Below are 19,071 nucleotides of genomic sequence, written 5' to 3'. Positions count from 1 at the left end.
GATGAATCCCCTTTCTCCCGATGCTTCGGCTGTGTTCTTCGCCGCGGCGCTGCAGAGCCTGCTTTCCCAGCGCCGTTCACCGGACACGATTGTCGATGCCTACGCCTCGGCCAGCACCCCGGTTCCCCTCATCGTCGACGCCCCTGTGTTCGGCTCTGACACGCCTCAGGGGCTTCTTCTGTGGGCCGCACAGCTGCGACGGGAGGGCATCGACTCGGCACACACCGTTTTCATCCACCCCACGCTTCCCCACCGGGTGCCGCGGACCGATCGGGAGCACCGGCGTCTGTTGGCTCGGGTCTCAAGCGTCACAGTCCTTGAACAGGCTGGTGTTTCGCGCGCCATCGTCGTGCTCAATGCCGACGGAGCTGCCCAGGTGATTCCCACTGCTGCCGTGTCTTCTGCTCCTCTGGGCACTGTTTCGGCTGCCGAGGCGGTGCGGGAGCTGCGCGAATGCACGATGGAGGGGCTGGCTCTTGTTGAGCGGCTGGGAGACGAACTGCCGGAGAACCTGCGGCAGGCGCCGTGGCGAGACTGGCAGGCGGACATGGCGCTGGGCCGCCTGGCAGACAACATCGGGGACCTTCTGCCGGAGCCGAGGTGGGCGGCAAGTCTCGTCACAGCCTGCGAAATCCATTCACTGCTGTCACCGGTTTTGGCTCCCCACACCATGCAGCCGCCGGAATTCGGAGCGCTGCTGGCCCGCCTGCACGCTGCGGCAGCGGCCGTCGTGTGGTCTGTTACCCGAGCTCAGTAGACCGGATGCACTCACATAGAATCGCGGCATGGATCGACTGAGCATCATCACCGACGACGGCGGTCTCTTCGTACACTCGGATCTGTTTGACGAAGACGAACGCGATATCGTTGCCCGCGAACTGCTGGAGCAGTACCCCGGCGGCGATCTGTGGACCGTCCCGCTGCCGTTGGGCCTGCTGGGCCCGGAGCTTGTCGTAATGGACGTCGATTCGACCTTCATCAACGAAGAGGTCATTGAAAAGCTCGCAGCCCACGCCGGCCGCGAAGCCGAGGTGCGAGCCGTGACGGAGCGCGCGATGGCAGGTGAGCTCGACTTCGCCGAATCTCTCATTCACCGCGTCGAACAGCTGAACGGCGTGCCGGCTTCAGCACTTGACGAAGTCGCCGAGTCTGTCACCCTGACGCCGGGCGTGGAAAAGCTCGTTGCGAACCTGCACAATGCCGAATGCCACATCGCGCTGGTCTCTGGTGGCTTCACCGCGATCGTCGAGCAGATCGCCGGTCCCCTCGGCATTGACGATGTCACCGCCAACGGCCTGGAGATCGTCGACGGTGTTCTCACCGGCAGGGTCAGCGGGCCGATTGTCGACAGGCAGACGAAAGCCCGCCGACTTCTGGAAATCGTTGAAGACGAAGGGCTCGACATTGCCCGCACCGTGGCGATCGGCGATGGCGCAAACGACATCGACATGATTGAAACCGCCGGCTTCGGAATCGCCTTCTGTGCCAAGCCGGCACTCGTGGAGCACGCGGATGCCCAGCTGCGCACCCGACGCCTTGACGCGGTCTACCCCGGGCTTACGGGCATGAGCCTCTAACCGATTCGACCTTCGCACCGTTGAGCAGAGGCCAACACAGATGAGGCGGTGAGCACCTAGCTTGGAGTGCTCACCGCCTCATCTGTCTATATGCAGTCGATCTCAAACCGCTGTCATGCCTGCTGATTCACGCCCTTTGGACGAAATCGCGGATCTGCGGTTGAGGGAGGATTCCTGCCGCATCATCCCAGCTGTCGAACTCGAATACTGCGATAGAGCTGGGGCGGAACTTCTCAACCGGACGGCCGGAGAACTCGGCCACGGCATCGGCGACGGTGGGGTTGTGGCCCACGATGATCGCAGCCTGTGACTCCGCCGGAATCGTCGCTACAGCTTCCCGCCAGTCCAGCACCTGCGCCTGGTACAGAGCGTCATCCAGGCGGAGCTCAGGCTGAGCGTTCAGCTGTTCGATGATGAGCTGCGCGGTTTCCGCTGTGCGCCGCGCGCTCGAAGCGATGGCACTGTCGATCGGCAGATCCGCAAGAAATTCACCAGCCCTGCGGGCTTCGTCGCGCCCCTCCCCAGTCAGCGGACGGTCGTAGTCCGGACCGGGTTCGTGCGAAGCGTGCGCGTGGCGGGCGAAGATCAGAATCGGCATGGCCCCACCCTCAGGATCCGGTCGAGTGCAGGCCGCCGTCGACGTGAATCATCGAACCGGTGGTCTTGGGGAACCAGTCGGACAGCAGGGCGACGATGCCGCGGCCTGCCGGTTCCGTGTCGCTCTGATCCCAGCCGAGTGGTGCGCGGTCGCCCCACACGTCTTCGAAAGCCTCGAAGCCGGGGATGGACTTCGCCGCGGTCGTCTTGAGCGGGCCTGCCGAAATGAGGTTGACGCGGATGTCATGCTCACCCAGGTAGCGGGCCAGGTAGCGGCTGGTGGATTCAAGGGCAGCCTTGGACACACCCATCCAGTCGTATGCAGGCCAGGCGACAGTTGCATCGAAAGTCAGGCCGACAATCGATGCTCCCTTGTTGAGCACCGGCTGAGCTGCCACGGCAATGGCCTTGAGCGAGTACGCCGACACGTGGAGCGCGTTTGACACCGACTCCCACGGGGTGTCGAGGAAAACACCGCCGAGTGCGTCCTTCGGGGCGAAGGCGATTGCGTGGACAATGCCGTCGATGTTTCCGCCCAGACGTTCGGGCAGCGCCGCGAGGTCGTCTTCGTTGGTTGCGTCGAGTTCGATGACTTCGGCGGGCTTCGGCAGACGTTCAGCGATGATCGAGGTGATCTTCATCTGGCGGCCGAAGGAGGACAGGATGACTTCGGCACCCTGTTCCTGGGCCAGGCGGGCCGCCGAAAAGGCGATAGACGATTCGGTGAGCACACCCGTGACGAGGATGCGCTTGCCTTCAAGAATTCCCATGGTGTTCCTTTCTTAGGATTCTGCTGTCAGTGGCCCATGCCCAGGCCGCCGTCGACCGGAATGACGGCGCCGGAGATATAGGCGGCATCGTCCGATGCGAGCCATGCGACGACGCCCGCAACCTCTTCGGGAAGGGCGAAGCGCTTAGCCGGGATGGTGTCGAGGTATTCCTTCTGCTGCTTCTCGGGCAGTTCGTCCGTCATGTCCGTCTTGATGAAGCCGGGAGCTACGACGTTTGCGGTGATGCCGCGCGCACCGAGTTCGCGGGTGAGTGAACGTGCCATGCCCACGAGTCCGGCCTTGGCCGCCGAATAGTTGAACTGGCCGGGCACGCCGTAAAGACCGGAAACGGAGGAGATGAAGATGATGCGGCCGAACCGCGAGCGGATCATGTTGGTGATGCCCGGCTTGACGGTGCGGTACACGCCGGTGAGGTTGGTGTCGATGACCTGCTCGAAGTCCTCTTCCGACATGCGCATCAGCAGGTTGTCGCGCGTGATGCCGGCATTGGCCACAACGACGTCAACCGTGCCCAGCTCCTTTTCAATGGCCTCGTAGGCCGCTTCGAGCGACGCGAGGTCCGTGACGTCTGCGGCGACTGCGAAAGCTCCTTCGGGAGCATCGCCGTTGCGCGAGGTGACGGCGACCTTGTCGCCCTGGGCGAGGAAACGTTCGGCGATCGTGCGACCGATGCCGCGGTTTCCGCCGGTTACAAGAACAACACGGGGTTCAGCCACGCTGATCCTTTCAGTCTGAAGTCAATCTCTCCCAACCTAGCCTAAAGCCCAGTGGGGCGTGGCTGCACAACAAAGGAGCGATATGCTTTTGTAGTCCGTTTGAAAGGTGGGGGAAACGTGAAGAGCAGGCCCGCGGTCAGCATCACCTCGGCCAGCGAATCTCACGAAGCTGATCTCAACGCCCGCACCCGCAAATACCTGATTCTCATGGCCATTCGCATGGTCTGCTTTGTCGGTGCGGTCTTTGCACACGGCTGGTTTCGCTGGACGCTCGTCGCCGGCGCCGTTGTTCTGCCCTGGATCGCAGTTCTCATAGCCAACGCTGTCAAGCGCCGCTACCAGCAAACCGACGCCGAGCCGTCCGTGCCGACGGCTGCCTCGCTCGGCTCACCGAGCGAACGAAGCCAACCGGACCACTCTGATGTCGACGATCCGATCATCATCGACGGCGAAATCGTGGAGGGCGACGATGACTGACCTGCAGTGCTCAGCCAAAGGCTGCCCGGCACTGGCCTCGTGGGCACTTTTGTGGAACAACCCCAAACTGCACTCAGAGGAACGCCGCAAAGTGTGGCTGGCCTGCAGTCTGCATCGAGAAACCCTCGAAGAATTCCTCACACTTCGATCATTTCTGCGTGAAACTGTGCCCGCAGATCGTATCCCCCCAGGAGCTGGATAAGTGCGCTACGGATTCATCTTCTCCGCAAAATGGCTTCGCTACATCGCCATTGCGATCATCTTCGCCATTGCCTGTGCGCTTTTGGCCAACTGGCAGAACAGCCGCCGGGAAGCCCGAAACGCTGAAATCCAGCGCATCGAAGCCAACTACAGTGCCCAACCACAGCAGCTGGACGCCGCGGTGCCATCGGCATCGGATCAGCTGCCGGATGACGACGACTGGAAACACGTGACCGCCACCGGCACCTACGATGCTGAAAACACGATGTTGGTGCGCAACAGGCCCTTAAGCGGCCAACCCGGCTACTTCGTCGTGACACCCCTGAATACCGAAGCCGGTCCCGTTGCGGTTGTGCGCGGCTGGGCTCCGAGCTCCAGCGACCCAGATCCGAGCACCGTTCCCACTCCCCCTTCTGGCACCGTCACGGTTGACGGCTGGATCCGCCCCGCAGAAGAGGGCAAAGCTGACGACAACACCCCCGGCACCGTAAAACAGCTCGATCCGAAGGTCATGAACGGTTACGAGGGCGGCTACACGGGCCTGTACCTCCAGGTGGGCTCCGAAAACCCACAGGCGCAGCAGCCTCTGCCAACGCTGCCGAAGCCGTCTGTCGACCCTGGCTCCCACCTCTCATACACAATGCAGTGGATTCTGTTCGGCCTCATGGCCCTCGGCGCTCTCATCGTGGCGATTGTGCGGGAGCGCAAAGCGATTGCCGAGCGCAAGAGCGAAGAGAACACCGACTACGTTGTCCTGGAAAAGGCAGCCATCGCCCACGGAGTGCGGGCCTCAGGAAGTCGCTACGGCGACGGCCGACGCCGTGTGAAGTCAGGTCGCCGCGACCGTTCGGCAGAAGACGACGAGGACGCCGCATTGGATTCTCAGGGCTGGGGCTGAAGCAAGATGCTCGGCCGAACACAGGCCCAAACGCACCCAGCCGCGCAAGGGCGACTCAGGCCAGCTCGACAAGCTCCAGGTAGTCGTCGCTCCACAGGTCCTCGTCTGCGTCCGGCAGAAGCAGCACCCTGTCGGGGTTGAGAGCCTCAACTGCTCCCGCATCGTGCGTCACCAGCAGAATCGCGCCCTCGTAACGCTCGATGGCTGAGAGAATCTCGACCCTCGACTGGGGGTCGAGGTTGTTCGTCGGTTCGTCAAGAAGAAGCACGTTTGCTGAGGACACCACGAGGCACGCGAGGACCAGACGAGTCTTCTCACCACCGGACAGGACTCCAGCCGGTTTGTCGACGTCGTCCCCGGAGAACAGGAACGAACCGAGCACGGTGCGCACCTTCGTGTCGTCAAACGAGTCTGGTGCGGCTGACTGCATGTTCTCCAGAACCGTCCGGTCGAGGTCCAGAGTGTCGTGTTCCTGCGCAAAATAGCCGAGCTTAAGACCGTGCCCGGCCACGACTTCGCCGCTGTCGGGCTCTTCGACACCAGCCAGAAGCCGCAGAAGGGTTGTCTTGCCGGCGCCGTTGAAGCCGAGAATGACCACGCGCGTCCCCCGGTCAACAGCGAGGTCAACACCCGTGAACACCTCTGTTGAACCGTAGGCCTTGGACAAGCCCTTGGCTTCAAGCGGAACTCGGCCGCACTTGGCCGGTTCGGGGAACCTGAGGTCTGCGACCTTTTCGCGCTGCCTCTCGCCCTGTGTGCCGGCCAGCAGGCGGTCGGCGCGCTTGGCCATGTTCTGCGCGGCGACGGTCTTCGTGGCTTTCGCGCGCATCTTGTCGGCCTGGGCGTGCAGGGCCGCCGCTTTCTTTTCAGCGTTGGCGCGTTCGCGCCTCCTGCGCCGCTCATCGTCTTCGCGCTGTTTGAGGTATTGGCGATAGCCCATCGAGTAGATGTCAATGCACTGACGCGTGGCGTCAAGGAAGAACACCTTGTTGACAACTTCGTCAATGAGGTCGAGGTCGTGCGAAATGATGATGAGCCCGCCGGGATATTTGGCGAGGTAGTCGCGCAGCCACAGAACGCTTTCGGCATCCAGGTGGTTGGTCGGTTCGTCCAAGATCATGGTCTTCGGCGCTTCGAACAGGATGCGGGCAAGCTCCACTCTGCGCCGCTGACCACCGGACAGAGTCTCAAGCTCCTGTTTCAAAAGCTCAGCGTCCAGCCCCAAATTAGCTGCGATCGCAAGGGCTTCGGACTCTGCCGCGTAGCCTCCGGCCGCGATGAACTCGTCTTCAATCCGGGGGTACTTGTCGATTGCCTTCGATGCAATGTCCGGGTCGGGCGAGGACATCTGCTCTTCGGTCCGGCGCAGACGTTTGGCGAGCACATCGAGCTCACGTCCTGCCAGGATCCTCTCTTTGCCCGTCATGCGGAGGTTGCCGGTCCTCGGGTCCTGCGGCAGATAGCCGACCGAACCAGACCGGAACACCTGTCCGGCACTCGGCGGCACCTCGTCCATGAGCACTTTCGTCAAGGTTGTCTTGCCCGCGCCATTGCGCCCGACCAGACCAACCCGGTCGCCCTTTTCCACCCGGAAGGTGACATCGGACATGAGCACGCGTGCTCCGACGGTGATTTCAAGACCGGAAGCGGCGATCATCCACGGACCGCCTTCTCAACGAGGCCCGCCAGGTAGTCCTGCGGGCGGACGCCCTCGCTGCGCGCCTGTTCAGCAATTGCGGAGGCGAGGTCCCGCGGAACATCGGCCCAGATGCGCACGGTGTCCTCGGATGATTCTTCCGAGGCCGGGCTGCCGGCGGCAGAGGCGCCTGCTGCCGAGGTGCCTTCTGGGGAGTTCTCTTCTGCCCGGGTATCGGCGGGCTTGCGGGTGTCTCCGACAATTCCCGCAAAACCAGGACCGCTGTCGGGTTCCGTACCGTTCTGGTATGCGCCGGCAGCGGCGCGGGCGAGGTCGTCAGCCCTTTCGTTCATCCGATGATTGGCGTGCCCCTTCACCCATTCGTAGGTAATGGAACGGCCCGCAGACTTGGCGGCAGACATGAGTTCGTCCAGCTGCTTCATCAAATCGTCGTTGAGCACGGGCTTGCCGTCGGCCTTTTTCCATCCGCGCTTCTTCCACCCGGCCATCCACTTGGTGATGGAGTTGATGGCGTACTGCGAATCGCACAGAACGTGAACATCCGAACCGGAATCCTCAACGGCCCGCAGCAGTTCGATGACAGCCTGCAGCTCTCCACGGTTGTTCGTCGCTTTGGGCCACCCACCCGAGGCCCACTGGTCCTCGCTGATGTACCAAGCCCACCCGGCGGGGCCGGGATTGCCAAGAGCGGAACCGTCAACGGCGGCGATGATCGTCACAGAACTCCTAGAAATAAGTGTGGGGGCGGGTAGATTCTACCCGCCCCCAAAACATCAGATGATCAGATGTTGAAGCCCAAAGCGCGCATCTGCATGCGGCCGTCTTCCGTGATCTTTTCGGGACCCCACGGCGGCATCCAGATCCAGTTGAGGCGGAATGCCGGGACGATCCCGTCGAGAGCCTGGGCAATCTGGTCCTCGATGACGTCGCTCAGCGGGCATGCCGCCGAGGTCAGGGTGATGTCGATGACAGCAGTGCCGTCTTCTTCGACAACAACCCCGTAGACGAGCCCGAGGTCGACGACGTTGACGCCGAGTTCCGGGTCGACGACGTCAAGGAGCGCTTCTGTGACTTCTTCTGCCGAGGCATTGCTCGGCGAGTCGATGACTTCGGTCACACTGTCCTCCTTGTTGGATCAGGCGTTCTGGAAGAAGCGGTCGTAGCCTTCGTTTTCCAGACGCTCGGCCAGTTCCGGCCCGCCCTCTTCGACGATCTTGCCCTCGACGATCACGTGCACGAAGTCCGGCTTGATGTACTGCAGGATGCGCGTGTAGTGGGTGATGAGCAGGATGCCGACGTCCGTGTTCTCCTTGGCGCGGTTAACGCCTTCGGACACGATGCGCAGGGCGTCGACGTCCAGACCGGAGTCGGTTTCGTCGAGGATGGCAAAGCGAGGCTTGAGCAGCTCCATCTGGAGGATCTCGTGGCGCTTCTTTTCACCGCCGGAGAAGCCTTCGTTGACGTTGCGGGTGGCAAACGCCGGGTCAACGCGCAGCTTCTCCATGGCTTCACCCAGTTCCTTGGACCAGGTGCGCAGCTTCGGTGCTTCGCCGTCGATGGCGGTCTTGGCCGAGCGCAGGAAGTTCGTGACGGTCACGCCGGGAACTTCCACGGGGTACTGCATTGCGAGGAACAGGCCGGCCTTGGCGCGTTCGTCGGCTTCCATTTCGGTGATGTCTTCACCGTCGAGCTCAATCGTGCCCGAGGTGATGGTGTAGGCGGGGTGGCCAGCCAGAGCGTAGGCCAGGGTTGACTTACCCGAGCCGTTGGGGCCCATAACGGTGTGGGTCTTCTTCGAGTTGATGTCGAGAGACAGGCCCTTGAGGATCTCCTTGGGGCCTTCGTCGGTTTCTACGCTGACGTGGAGGTCGCGGATAGAGAGAATGGACATGTTTCCTGCTTTCAGTGCGTCGAGTTGATGTCTACGAAGATCGTGCCGTCGCGCTCTTCGGCGGCGTAGACGGCGACTGGCTCAAAAGCCGGCGGTGACTGCGGCTCGCCCGTTGTGAGGTCGAAGGCCGAGCCGTGCAGCCAGCATTCGATCGAACAGCCCGAGACTTCGCCTTCGGCAAGCGATACTTCGCCGTGCGTGCAGACGTCGTTGACGGCGTGGACCGCACCGTCTTCCGTGCGCGCAATGCACACTTCGACGTCGTCGATCACCACGCGGACGGCGGTGCCGACTGCGAGCTCGTCCGATTTCAGTGCCGGCTTGCCGCTCATTCGGCCATGCTCCGGGCGAGCTCTTCTTCGATCTTCTGGTTGAGGACGTCTTCGACTTCCTCGTTTTCGATCTTCTGGATGATTTCGTTGAAGAAGCCGCGCACCACAAGGCGGCGTGCTTCGTCTTCGGGAATGCCGCGGCTCATGAGGTAGAACAGGTGCTCTTCGTCGAACTGTCCGGTCGACGATGCGTGACCGGCGCCTTCGATTTCGCCGGTTTCGATTTCCAGGTTCGGAACCGAGTCGGCGCGTGCACCCTTGCTCAGCAGCAGGTTGCGGTTCATTTCGTAGGTGTCGATGCCAAGGGCCTCGGGGCGGATGAGCACATCGCCAATCCAGACGGTGCGCGCATCCTTGCCGTAGAGGGCTCCCTTGTAGAGCACGTTCGACACGGCCTTCGGGGTGTTGTGGTCCACGTAGGTGCGGTGTTCGAAGTGCTGTCCGGCATCGGCAAAGTACAGGCCGTACATTTCAGCTTCCCCGCCGGGTGCGGAGTAGCGGACGTTGGTGTTCAGGCGGACGATCTTTCCGCCGAGCGTGATCTGCACGTGCTTGAAGTACGCGTCCTTGCCGACGACGGCATCGTGCTGCGCGGCGTGCAGGGCGGTGTCGTCCCACAGCTGCAGTTCGATGAAGTCGACGTTTGCACCGTCGCCCACGACGGTCGTGATGAGTTCGCTGTAGTCGACAGCACCCCTGTGGGTGACGATGAAGTCGACGTGGGCGTTGTCGCCGACGGTCACGAGGGTGTGGCCGTGGACGAGGCCGCCTTCACCCGTAAGGTTGATGCGGACGGGTTCGCTGATTTCAGCGCCGGCTTCCACCGAGTAGTGGGTGACGGCTTCAGCCTGGTTTGCGGCAACGACAGCCGGGAGGTCTTCCGGTGCCACGGCGCCGAGTTCACGAGCACGCTCCAGCGTGATCTTCTCAACGGTGACGCCTTCGGGCAGGGTTTCTTCGCGGCCCAGCGAACCGGTTCCGGACTGGTTCTGAAGAAGCGCGTCAAGCTTCTTGACCGGACTGAAGCGCCATTCTTCTTCCCGGCCGGTGACCGCCGGGAAATCGGCAATGTCGAAGCTGCGTGTACGCTGCGAACGAGTGGTGGCAGGCACCTGCTTGGGAGCGGTGCTGCTCGAGGTCTGGGTCATTTCTCTCCTTTGACAGTCGGCGTGGTCTTCGCTGAGGTGATCAGCCGACCGCGCCTTCCATCTGAAGTTCGATAAGGCGGTTGAGTTCGAGTGCGTATTCCATCGGCAGTTCGCGCGCAATGGGCTCGACGAAGCCGCGGACGATCATGGCGTAGGCCTCGGTTTCGTCCAGGCCGCGGCTCATGAGGTAGAACAGCTGGTCTGCCGACACCTTCGACACGGTTGCCTCGTGGCCCAGCGTGACATCGTCGTTGCGGATGTCGATGTACGGGTACGTGTCCGAACGCGAGTGGTTGTCCACCAGCAGGGCGTCACACAGCACGTTGTTGGCCGAACCGGACGCGTTCGGGTAGACGTGCACGAGTCCGCGGTAGGCGGAACGGCCGCCGCCGCGGGCAACGGACTTCGCAACGATGTTCGAGGACGTGTTCGGAGCGGCGTGCACCATCTTCGAACCGGTGTCCTGATCCTGACCAGTGCCGGCGAAGGCAACCGACAGGGTTTCACCGCGGGCGTGCTCACCGGTCAGCCAGATGGCCGGGTACTTCATGGTGACCTTCGAACCGATGTTGCCGTCGATCCACTCCATGGTGGCGCCTTCTTCGGCGATCGCGCGCTTGGTCACGAGGTTGTACACGTTGTTCGACCAGTTCTGGACGGTCGTGTAGCGAACTTTCGCGCCTTTCTTGGCGACGATTTCGACGACTGCCGAGTGCAGCGAGTCCGACTTGTAGATGGGAGCGGTGCAGCCTTCGACGTAGTGCACCGACGAACCTTCGTCGGCGATGATGAGCGTGCGCTCGAACTGGCCCATGTTCTCGGTGTTGATGCGGAAGTAGGCCTGCAGCGGAATTTCGACGTGGACGCCCTTGGGGACGTAGACGAACGAACCGCCGGACCACACCGCGGTGTTGAGCGCGGAGAACTTGTTGTCACCGGAGGGGATGACGGTGCCGAAGTACTCTTCGAAAATCTCCGGGTAGTCGCGCAGACCGGTGTCGGTGTCGACGAAGATGACGCCCTGGCGCTCAAGCTCTTCGTTGATCTTGTGGTACACGACCTCGGATTCGTACTGGGCGGCAACACCTGCGACCAGGCGCTGCTTTTCAGCCTCAGGGATGCCCAGGCGATCGTAGGTGTTCTTGATGTCCTCCGGCAGGTCGTCCCACGTCTGCGCCTGCTCCTCGGTGGAGCGCACAAAGTACTTGATGCTGTCGAAGTCGATGTCGCCCAGGTCCGGGCCCCACTGCGGCAGCGGCTTCTTCTCAAAGAGCTCGAGCGCGCGCAGGCGGCGCTGCAGCATCCATTCGGGCTCGTCCTTCAGCTTCGAAATGTTGCGGACGACATCCTCATTGAGCCCGCGCTGAGCATTGGCGCCTGCTTCATCAGAATCTCGCCAGCCGTATTCGTAGGCGTTCCCGATGTCCTTCAGTTCGGGATTGGCTTCCAGAATCCAGTTGGATTCAGTGGTGTCAGTCACCTTGCTCCTCCTTGGTTTTGATCCGGCGCATCGATCAGCGGTCTGTTGACGTCCGAGGTCGGCACGTGTGTGTTGCACACGTGGCCGCCGGCCGCGAGCGTCGACAGGCGCCTGATGTCTACGCCCAGAAATTCAGAGAAGGCATCGAGCTCTGCTTCGCAGAACTGCGGATACCTTGCGGCAGCTTTGTGTATGGGGCAGTGCCCTTGGCACAGCTGCATGGCCTCCAGCGGTGTTCCCACCGCCACCGGAATGGCCGATGCCGCGTAGCCTTCGTCGTCCAGCGCGTGGGCGAGGTCGCGTGAGCGTCCCGCCACGGTTGCCGACCGCCGGCCGACGCGCGCTTCGACACGCTCCATGAGTTCGCTGATTCGCTGCCTGGCGAACTCTTCGATCGCGCCCTCCCCCAGCTTATCTTCGAGGAATTCGAGTGCTTCCACGGTCAGCTCGTCATAGGAGTGGCTGATCCTGCTGTGCCCCGCGGTCGAGACCACGTAGTGCCGTGCCGGCCGTCCCCGACCGGTCTTCGCACCGGCGAGTTCGCGTACCTCGATTGCCCCTTCGTCTGTCAGAGCGTCGAGGTGCCGCCTGATGGCAGCGGCGGTCAGATCGAGCTGGCGGGCGATACTGGCAGCGGTGATCGGACCGTGGTCCAACACCGCCTGCAGCACCCGCGCCCGGGTGCGCAGCACAGCCTGCGAACTCTGCTGAGACATAACCTGCCTTGTAGTGTTGATTTGCGAGGCTTTTCGCCTCATCACCATTCAATAACATTAATGTGCCCTAAATTGTTCCACAACCGCTGGGCGAGGGTATCCTCCCGGATCGATCGGCGCGCCGGCTACAGTTGGCACCTGTGACAGCTCTCCAAGTCCGCGATGTTCGGTTTGCCTACGGTCGCAGCAATGCCGTTGACGGAATTTCGCTTTCTGTTGAACCGGGTATGACGACCGCGGTTCTGGGCCCCAACGGGGCCGGCAAGTCCACACTCATCTCACTGTGCACGGGCCTTCTTCGCCCGCAGTCCGGAACCGTTAAAGTCTTCGGCCTCAGCCCACTGGAGACTCAGGCCAGAGCCATGATCGGGGTCATGCTGCAGGATGGTGGGCTGCCGATGGCCGCAAAGCCGCCGGCCATCCTCAAACACCTGGCTCACATGTACGCAGATCCTGCTGACCCGAACGAGCTCATGGATCAGCTTGGAATCCGCTCTTTCGCCGACAGGTCCATCCGTCGGCTCTCCGGCGGACAGAAACAGCGAGTGGGCCTGGCCGCAGCACTCATCGGCAGGCCCAGCCTGGTGTTCCTCGACGAACCGACGGCGGGACTCGACCCGCAGGCATCCCTGGCAGTCAAGGAAATCGTCAGCAGCCTCGCCGACAGTGGAACCGCTGTCGTTTTGACCACCCACAACATGTCCGACGCGCAAGAGCTCGCCGACAACGTCCACATCGTCGACCACGGACAGATCATCGCCGAGGGAACACCATCGGAACTCACTGCCGGTCGTGCTTCTGCCCTGCGCCTGACCTTCGCGGACGCTCCCCCAAGCGAGCTCAGCGAAAAGCTGCGGTCCCGCTGGGGCTTGAGCCCCACCTCGGCAACGGCTATGAACTCAGCCGGCACCTTCAGCGCCGACGACCTCAGCCAGATCACCGCGGAGATCGCAGCCAGCGGAGCAGAGCTGACAGGCCTGTCCATGAGCTCCGGTGACCTGGGGGATGTCTTCCTCCAGCTGACGGGAAGGAGCCTGCGGTGAGCGCGCACACACCCGGCGCACAGTCCAACGAGCTCCACCAGCAGCCCGCACCGGCTTTTCGCCGGATAGCAGCTCGGGCAGCGTTTGAAGCCAAGGCAATCCTGGGCAACGGCGAACAGCTCATCCTGTCGATCGTGCTGCCCCTGGCCATCCTATTCACCCTGTCACTGACAGACATACTCGAAGTCTTCGGCTACACCGGCAGCAACCACACGGCTGTCGCGCTGGCAGGCGTGCTCGGTGTGTCGATTGCCTCCAACGCCTTCACGGGTCAGGCGATCGCAACTGCTTTTGAGCGCCGCTACGGGGTTCTGCGTCACACCGCCACCACCCCGCTGGGCGCAAGCGGACTCGTGGCAGGCAAGATCATCGCAGTACTCGGCGTGACCGTCGTCCAGTACGCACTCGCCTTCGCCTGCGCGGCATTTCTCGGCCTGGACGCCAACATCAACATCGCAGCCGTTGTCATCAGCGCTGTCGTGGGAACAGCGGCCTTCGTCGGCTTGGGTCTGCTCATGGCGGGCACCATGAGGCCCGAGGCGGTGCTCGCCTTTGCGAACCTTTTGTGGGCCGCCATGGCAGGCGGGGGCGGACTGCTCATCGATCACGGGGGCGCGTGGGGTGCAATCGTCGGTTTCCTGCCGTCTGGGGCGTTGGGCTCTGCTCTGCGCAGCGCAATCATCGACGGACGCTTCGATTGGATGAGCCTGCTCGTTCTCGCTGTCTGGGCGGTCATTGCAGCGGCAGCGGCTCGCCGTTGGTTCTCCTTCGACGACAGGTGAGAGAATAGGCCCTATGTCGACCTCCGCCTCTGATCTTTCCGCGGCCCAGCCGCAGAACACGACGACTCTCCCTCGCCGCATTCGCGTGGCTGCATGGGTTGTTCTCATCGCTCAAGTGAGCATCATCGTCACTTCGACCGCTGTGCGCCTGACAGGCTCCGGTTTGGGATGCTCCGACTGGCCCATGTGCGAACCCGGATCGCTCACCAACACCCCGGAGATGGGCATTCACGGCTTCATTGAGTTCGGCAACCGCGTCCTGGGTGTTGTTCTGGGCCTCATCTGCCTGGCTGCGCTCATCGTGGTCTGGCCGTGGCGGCGCGAACGGCCCGAACTTGCGTGGTCGACATTTGCACTCCTCATGGTTGTGCCGGTCCAGGCTGTCATCGGCGGTCTGTCAGTGCTGAGCAAACTCAATCCATGGGTTGTCGCCAGCCATTTCATTCCATCGGCCGCATCGGTCGCGGTCGCCGCGTACCTGATTGTGCGTGTGTATTCCGGACCCGGTCCGCGTCGCCCCGTTGGCCCGGAGAAGCTGCGCAAGCTCATGTGGGTTATTGCTGCTCTGCTCGTCGTTGTCCTTGTATTCGGTGTTCTCACCACCGGAGCCGGCCCGCACGCGGGCGACCGCGAATCCGCCCGCAACGGTCTGCCCACCGTATGGATGGCGCGCTTCCACGCATTCCCGGTGTGGCTCATGGTGATCACCGCGGTGTGGACTCGCGTTATCGCGGCAAAAGAAGGAGCAGTCCCCCAGGCTCGCGCCATCGACTTCCTGCTGGTCGTCACAGTGCTTCAGGGCCTGATCGGCTACGTGCAGTACTTCACCGGCCTGCCGATTGGCATTGTGCTCGTTCACATGTTCGGGCTGACGCTGGTCATTATGGCCGCGGTCTTCGCCATCATGTCCAACTATTCGTGGAAGGCCGCTCCAGCGCACCCCGCCGACGATATTCTCGAACCAGCTGACAGCAGGGCCTGACGCATGCTTCTGCGTCTTTTCCGCAGGTTCGTCCTGCCCCTTTGGCCTGCGCTGTTGGGCCTGCTCTTTTTTGAGGCCCTGCAGATCGCCGCATCCCTTGCGCTGCCGGCGCTCAACGCGCGGGTCGTCGACGACGGCATCGCCGTGGGCAACACCGCCGAGGTGTGGCGCCTGGGAGGCATCATGCTCGCCGTCACCTTTGGGCAGGTCATCGCCAACGTCCTCGCGATCGCCTGCGGCGCCTACGCCTCGCTCAAGGGAGCGCAGCGGATCCGCTCGGCGTTCTTCGACAAGGTCTCGTCCTTCGGATTCCAGGAGCTGGCGGAGTTCAGCTCCTCCAGCCTCGTGACCCGCTCGACGAATGACGTCCGCCAGGTCCAGCAGTTCCTCACCATGGCCATGTCGATCACGATCATGGCCCCGTTCATGGCCGCCGGGGGACTCATCATGGCGATGACCCAGGACGTCAAGCTGTCCTGGACCGTTCTCGTGACAGTCGGGCTGCTCGTCATCGTCATGGTGTGGGCCATCCGCGGCATGGTGCCGAGCTTCCGCGCCATGCAGGAGCGGCTGGACGCCATGGGCTCGGTTCTGGCTCAGCAGCTGTCCGGCCTGCGCGTCATCCGGGCCTTCGTGAAGGAGGACCGCGAAAAGCAGCGCTACGCCGAGGTCAACAGGTCGATGACGGATGCCTATATGACCGTCGGCAAGTACTTCGTGACGCTCTTTCCGCTCATCATGCTCGTCGTCGGACTCGGCGAGATGGCGATCATCTGGTTCGGCGCCCTCGGCGTCGAATCGGGCGATACGCAGGTCGGCACGCTCATGGCGTTCACGCAGTACCTCATGCTCATCCTCATGGGCGTCATGATGGCCTCGTTCTTAGCCATGATGCTGCCGCGCGCCGAAGTCGCGGCCGGCCGCATCTGGGACGTGCTCAAGACGGAGCCGGCGCAGACGCGCTCCGGCGACGTCGACGAGGTGCCCGCCCCGGGCGCGCTCGAGCTCGACAGCGTCACCTTCTGCTTCCCCGGAGCCGAGGCGCCCGTCGTCTCCGACGTGTCCTTCTCCGCTGCACCGGGAACCACGACCGCCGTCATCGGCGCGACGGGCTCCGGCAAGACGGTTCTCATGCAGCTCATCGTCGGCCTGCTCGAGCCGACTCGCGGCTCAGTTCGCATCGGGGGCGTGCCGGCTGGCGATCTCACTGCTGATACCCGCAGCAAACAGTTCGGCTATGTGCCGCAGAAGTCGCAGGTGTTCGCCGACACGATCGCAGGCAATCTGCGCAAGGGCAATCCGACCGCCTCCGACGACGAGATCCGCGAGGCTCTGCAGACCGCGCAGGCGTGGGAGTACGTCGAGCGGCTCGACGGCCAGACGGAGTTCACCGTGAACCAGGGCGGCACCAACCTCTCGGGCGGACAGCGGCAGCGCCTGGCGATCGCCATGGCGCTTGTCCGCACAAGCCCGATCCTCATGTTCGACGATTCGTTCTCCGCCCTCGACACGACCACGGAGGCCGCAGTGCGCTCCAGAATCGACGCGTCCGGAGAGCGCACGCAGGTCGTCGTCACACAGCGCTGCTCCACGGCCGAGAAGGCCGATCAGATCGTCGTCCTCGACGCCGGCCGCGCAGTCGCGGTGGGCACGCACAGCGAGCTCGTCGAGTCCTCCGAGGTCTACCGCGAGATCGTCGAATCGCAGACGGGAGTCAGCCATGAGCGATGAGCGTCCGCCGAACGAGAAGTCGACGCACTTCTGGAAGACCGTCCGCCGCGTGATCGGCGAATTCGGCGCCCACCGCGGCCAGATGGTCATCACCGTCATCACGCTGTTCATCGGAACGGTGCTCACAATCGCCGCGCCGTATGTCTTCGGCCTGGCGACCGACGCCGTGTTCGCCGGCTATCTGTCGTCGAAGACCTCGCCCGGACAGTCGACGGCGGAGGCCGCCGCGGAGCTCCAGGCCGGCGGGCAATCCGATCTCGCGGCCGTCCTCGACACGATGGACGTCGTGCCCGGCGCCGGCATGGACTTCGGCCTCATCGGCCGGCTCGTCATGCTGGGTGTGGCCGTCTACGCGCTGTCGTCGCTGTTCACCTACATCGGCGGGCGCGTGAGCATCGGCGTGGTCAACACCGTTATGAGCGGCATGCGCACGCGCGTCGAGGCGAAGCTCCACCGTGTGCCCCTGTCGTACTCGGACCGCCAGCGCCGCGGCGATGTCCTCTCCAGGCTCAACAACGACCTCGACAATCTCACGCAGGTCGCCAATGAGAACCTGCAGCAGATCATCACGAGCGTCATCACCTTCGTCGGCGTGCTCGCCGTCATGTTCACCCTGTCCTGGCAGCTGGCGCTCGTCGCGATTGCCGCGATCCCGCTGACGGCGATCATCTTCGCCCTAGTCGGCGTGCCCAGCCAGAGGCAGTTCAAGAAGCAGTGGACCACGACCGGCGAGCTCAACGCGCATGTCGAGGAGTCGATCTCCGGTCTGTCGCTGCTGCGCGTCCACGGCGGCCTTCCGACTGCCCGCGAGGAGTTCGAGAAGATGAACGCGGACGTCTACTCCTCCAGTGTGCGCGCCCAGATCCTGTCGGGCTCGATGATGCCGGCGATGCTCTTCGTGTCGAACCTCGTCTTCGTGGCCACTGCCATCCTCGGCGCGGCCCTCGTGGCCGGAGGGGCCCTCACGCTCGGCGTCGTGCAGGCGTTCGTCTGGTACTCCCGCCAGTTCTCTCAGACCTTCGGTCAGCTGGGCGGCATGGCCTCGCGGCTGCAGTCGGCGGCCGCCAGCGCCGAACGCGTCTACGAGCTGCTCGACGCACCCAAGGAGACCCCGAACGCCGATGCCGAGCCGTTCTCCCCGACCGCCGGTCGGGTCGAGTTCGATGAGGTCGACTTCTCCTATGATCCCGAGGCGGAGCTCATCAAGGGCCTCTCCCTCACCGCCGAGCCGGGCCAGACGATCGCCGTCGTGGGGCCCACCGGCGCAGGCAAGACGACGGTCGTCAACCTGCTCATGCGCTTCTACGACGTCGACTCCGGAGCCATCCGCATCGACGGCCGGGATGTGCGCGATATGAGCCGGACGGATCTGCGCCGGCCGATCGGAATGGTCCTGCAGGACACCTGGCTGTTCGAAGGATCCATCCGCGACAACATCGCATACGGCAACGAGAACGCCGACCGGCAAGCCATCGAGGCTGCGGCCGAGGCCGCCTATGTCGATCGCTTCGCCAAGCACCTCCCCGACGGGCTGGACTCTGTCATCACGGAGACGGCGGACAACATATCGGCCGGTGAGCGCCAGCTCATCACGATTGCGCGCGCCTTCGCCTCCGAGCCGACTATCCTCATCCTCGACGAGGCGACCTCGAACGTCGACACCCGAACAGAGGTGCTCGTGCAGGAGGCTATGAACCGCCTGCAGGCCGGACGGACGAGCTTCGTCATCGCCCACCGTCTGTCGACCATCCGCAATGCCGATGTCATCGTCGTCATGAACAAAGGTCGGATTGTCGAACAGGGACCGCATGCCGAACTCATTGCGAAAGACGGCCTCTACGCATCACTGCACGCGGCAGGATTCGACGAAGACTGAGGCTCAGGAGTGGGTCCGTCAGGGATCGCAGCGCGAAGCGCACTACTCGGATAGCGGCGTGAGCACCCTTGCTTTCACGGCAGTCTCCTGAACACCGGCCGCCATCCTCGTCAGCAGAGCCCACCAACAGCAGACAGAAAAAAGCGGGGCCGGTGAGAACTGATTCTCACCGGCCC

20 protein-coding genes are annotated in these 19,071 nt (G+C 63.2%); 9 read left to right on the top strand and 11 right to left on the bottom strand.

All coding sequences use genetic code 11. The features are described from left to right. The first annotated feature begins 1 nt into the window (after position 1). On the top strand, positions 2-757 hold the full coding sequence (locus HMPREF3172_RS07090) for a hypothetical protein (protein ID WP_070516457.1): 756 nt from the start codon (positions 2-4) through the stop codon (positions 755-757). A 28-nt stretch (positions 758-785) separates the two neighbouring features. Beyond that, positions 786-1,577 (top strand): phosphoserine phosphatase SerB, encoded by a 792-nt coding sequence (gene serB, locus HMPREF3172_RS07085; RefSeq protein WP_070516455.1) that lies wholly within the window; start codon positions 786-788, stop codon positions 1,575-1,577. Positions 1,578-1,704: 127 nt separating this feature from the next. Here the strand turns inward: serB and HMPREF3172_RS07080 are convergent, their stop codons facing one another. Genes HMPREF3172_RS07080 through HMPREF3172_RS07070 form a run of 3 tightly spaced genes read right to left on the bottom strand, consistent with a single transcriptional unit; the run spans position 1,705 to position 3,681 of the window. Then, positions 1,705-2,175, bottom strand: a complete 471-nt coding sequence (locus HMPREF3172_RS07080) for a SixA phosphatase family protein (RefSeq protein WP_019175043.1) — start codon at positions 2,173-2,175, stop codon at positions 1,705-1,707. Positions 2,176-2,185: 10 nt separating this feature from the next. Then, a complete protein-coding gene (fabI, locus tag HMPREF3172_RS07075; RefSeq protein ID WP_061942899.1) occupies positions 2,186-2,944 on the bottom strand; it encodes an enoyl-ACP reductase FabI in 759 nt (252 codons plus the stop codon). Between the two features lie 26 nt (positions 2,945-2,970). Next, positions 2,971-3,681 (bottom strand): beta-ketoacyl-ACP reductase, encoded by a 711-nt coding sequence (locus HMPREF3172_RS07070; protein ID WP_070423470.1) that lies wholly within the window; start codon positions 3,679-3,681, stop codon positions 2,971-2,973. Positions 3,682-3,798: 117 nt separating this feature from the next. Here HMPREF3172_RS07070 and HMPREF3172_RS07065 point away from each other — a divergent pair, with 117 nt between their 5' ends. Together HMPREF3172_RS07065 and HMPREF3172_RS07055 are read left to right on the top strand one after the other, a co-directional pair. Beyond that, positions 3,799-4,158, top strand: coding sequence for a DUF3099 domain-containing protein (locus HMPREF3172_RS07065; protein WP_070423471.1), 360 nt, complete (start codon positions 3,799-3,801; stop codon positions 4,156-4,158). 202 nt (positions 4,159-4,360) lie between these two features. Further along, entirely contained in the window at positions 4,361-5,257 is an 897-nt protein-coding gene (locus tag HMPREF3172_RS07055) for an SURF1 family cytochrome oxidase biogenesis protein (RefSeq protein ID WP_070516452.1), read from the top strand. 55 nt (positions 5,258-5,312) lie between these two features. Here the strand turns inward: HMPREF3172_RS07055 and HMPREF3172_RS07050 are convergent, their stop codons facing one another. The 8 genes from HMPREF3172_RS07050 to HMPREF3172_RS07015 all read right to left on the bottom strand — a co-directional run bounded on the left by HMPREF3172_RS07050 (position 5,313) and on the right by HMPREF3172_RS07015 (position 12,481). Beyond that, positions 5,313-6,914 (bottom strand): ABC-F family ATP-binding cassette domain-containing protein, encoded by a 1,602-nt coding sequence (locus tag HMPREF3172_RS07050; RefSeq protein ID WP_070516450.1) that lies wholly within the window; start codon positions 6,912-6,914, stop codon positions 5,313-5,315. Next, the gene (locus tag HMPREF3172_RS07045; RefSeq protein WP_070516449.1) at positions 6,911-7,633 is read right to left on the bottom strand and encodes a ribonuclease H family protein; all 723 of its coding nucleotides are present in this window, start codon (positions 7,631-7,633) and stop codon (positions 6,911-6,913) included. Before HMPREF3172_RS07045 ends, HMPREF3172_RS07050 begins: the two co-directional genes overlap by 4 nt. Before the next feature lie 62 nt (positions 7,634-7,695). Further along, positions 7,696-8,031, bottom strand: a complete 336-nt coding sequence (locus tag HMPREF3172_RS07040; protein ID WP_019175051.1) for a metal-sulfur cluster assembly factor — start codon at positions 8,029-8,031, stop codon at positions 7,696-7,698. An 18-nt stretch (positions 8,032-8,049) separates the two neighbouring features. Next, positions 8,050-8,805, bottom strand: a complete 756-nt coding sequence (gene sufC, locus HMPREF3172_RS07035) for a Fe-S cluster assembly ATPase SufC (RefSeq protein ID WP_070516446.1) — start codon at positions 8,803-8,805, stop codon at positions 8,050-8,052. 11 nt (positions 8,806-8,816) lie between these two features. Continuing rightward, positions 8,817-9,137: a Rieske (2Fe-2S) protein gene (locus tag HMPREF3172_RS07030; RefSeq protein ID WP_019175053.1), complete on the bottom strand. Its 321-nt coding sequence runs from the start codon at positions 9,135-9,137 to the stop codon at positions 8,817-8,819. After that, complete coding sequence (gene sufD, locus HMPREF3172_RS07025) at positions 9,134-10,285, bottom strand: Fe-S cluster assembly protein SufD (RefSeq protein WP_070516445.1); 1,152 nt, start codon at positions 10,283-10,285, stop codon at positions 9,134-9,136. Before sufD ends, HMPREF3172_RS07030 begins: the two co-directional genes overlap by 4 nt. Before the next feature lie 40 nt (positions 10,286-10,325). After that, positions 10,326-11,765, bottom strand: a complete 1,440-nt coding sequence (sufB, locus tag HMPREF3172_RS07020; RefSeq protein ID WP_305366904.1) for a Fe-S cluster assembly protein SufB — start codon at positions 11,763-11,765, stop codon at positions 10,326-10,328. After that, positions 11,762-12,481, bottom strand: coding sequence for a helix-turn-helix transcriptional regulator (locus tag HMPREF3172_RS07015; RefSeq protein ID WP_070516443.1), 720 nt, complete (start codon positions 12,479-12,481; stop codon positions 11,762-11,764). The genes sufB and HMPREF3172_RS07015 overlap by 4 nt, the downstream gene beginning before the upstream one ends. A 140-nt stretch (positions 12,482-12,621) precedes the next feature. On the opposite strand from HMPREF3172_RS07015, the gene HMPREF3172_RS07010 reads away from it, so the two are divergent. Genes HMPREF3172_RS07010 through HMPREF3172_RS06990 form a run of 5 tightly spaced genes read left to right on the top strand, consistent with a single transcriptional unit; the run spans position 12,622 to position 18,895 of the window. After that, positions 12,622-13,524: an ABC transporter ATP-binding protein gene (locus HMPREF3172_RS07010; RefSeq protein ID WP_256173280.1), complete on the top strand. Its 903-nt coding sequence runs from the start codon at positions 12,622-12,624 to the stop codon at positions 13,522-13,524. After that, positions 13,521-14,306 carry an ABC-2 transporter permease gene (locus HMPREF3172_RS07005; RefSeq protein ID WP_070516439.1) on the top strand — a complete coding sequence of 262 codons (786 nt, stop codon included), beginning with the start codon at positions 13,521-13,523 and terminating at the stop codon, positions 14,304-14,306. Before HMPREF3172_RS07010 ends, HMPREF3172_RS07005 begins: the two co-directional genes overlap by 4 nt. 13 nt (positions 14,307-14,319) lie before the next feature. Continuing rightward, the gene (locus HMPREF3172_RS07000) at positions 14,320-15,288 is read left to right on the top strand and encodes a COX15/CtaA family protein (RefSeq protein WP_070516438.1); all 969 of its coding nucleotides are present in this window, start codon (positions 14,320-14,322) and stop codon (positions 15,286-15,288) included. A 54-nt stretch (positions 15,289-15,342) separates the two neighbouring features. Continuing rightward, entirely contained in the window at positions 15,343-17,019 is a 1,677-nt protein-coding gene (locus tag HMPREF3172_RS06995; protein ID WP_256173279.1) for an ABC transporter ATP-binding protein, read from the top strand. Then, on the top strand, positions 17,009-18,895 hold the full coding sequence (locus HMPREF3172_RS06990; protein WP_070516434.1) for an ABC transporter ATP-binding protein: 1,887 nt from the start codon (positions 17,009-17,011) through the stop codon (positions 18,893-18,895). Before HMPREF3172_RS06995 ends, HMPREF3172_RS06990 begins: the two co-directional genes overlap by 11 nt. The last annotated feature ends 176 nt before the right edge of the window (positions 18,896-19,071 follow it).

This window comes from Brevibacterium sp. HMSC08F02 (assembly GCF_001807555.1).
Classification (GTDB): domain Bacteria; phylum Actinomycetota; class Actinomycetes; order Actinomycetales; family Brevibacteriaceae; genus Brevibacterium; species Brevibacterium ravenspurgense.
This window is presented reverse-complemented; position numbering and strand designations above follow the sequence as displayed.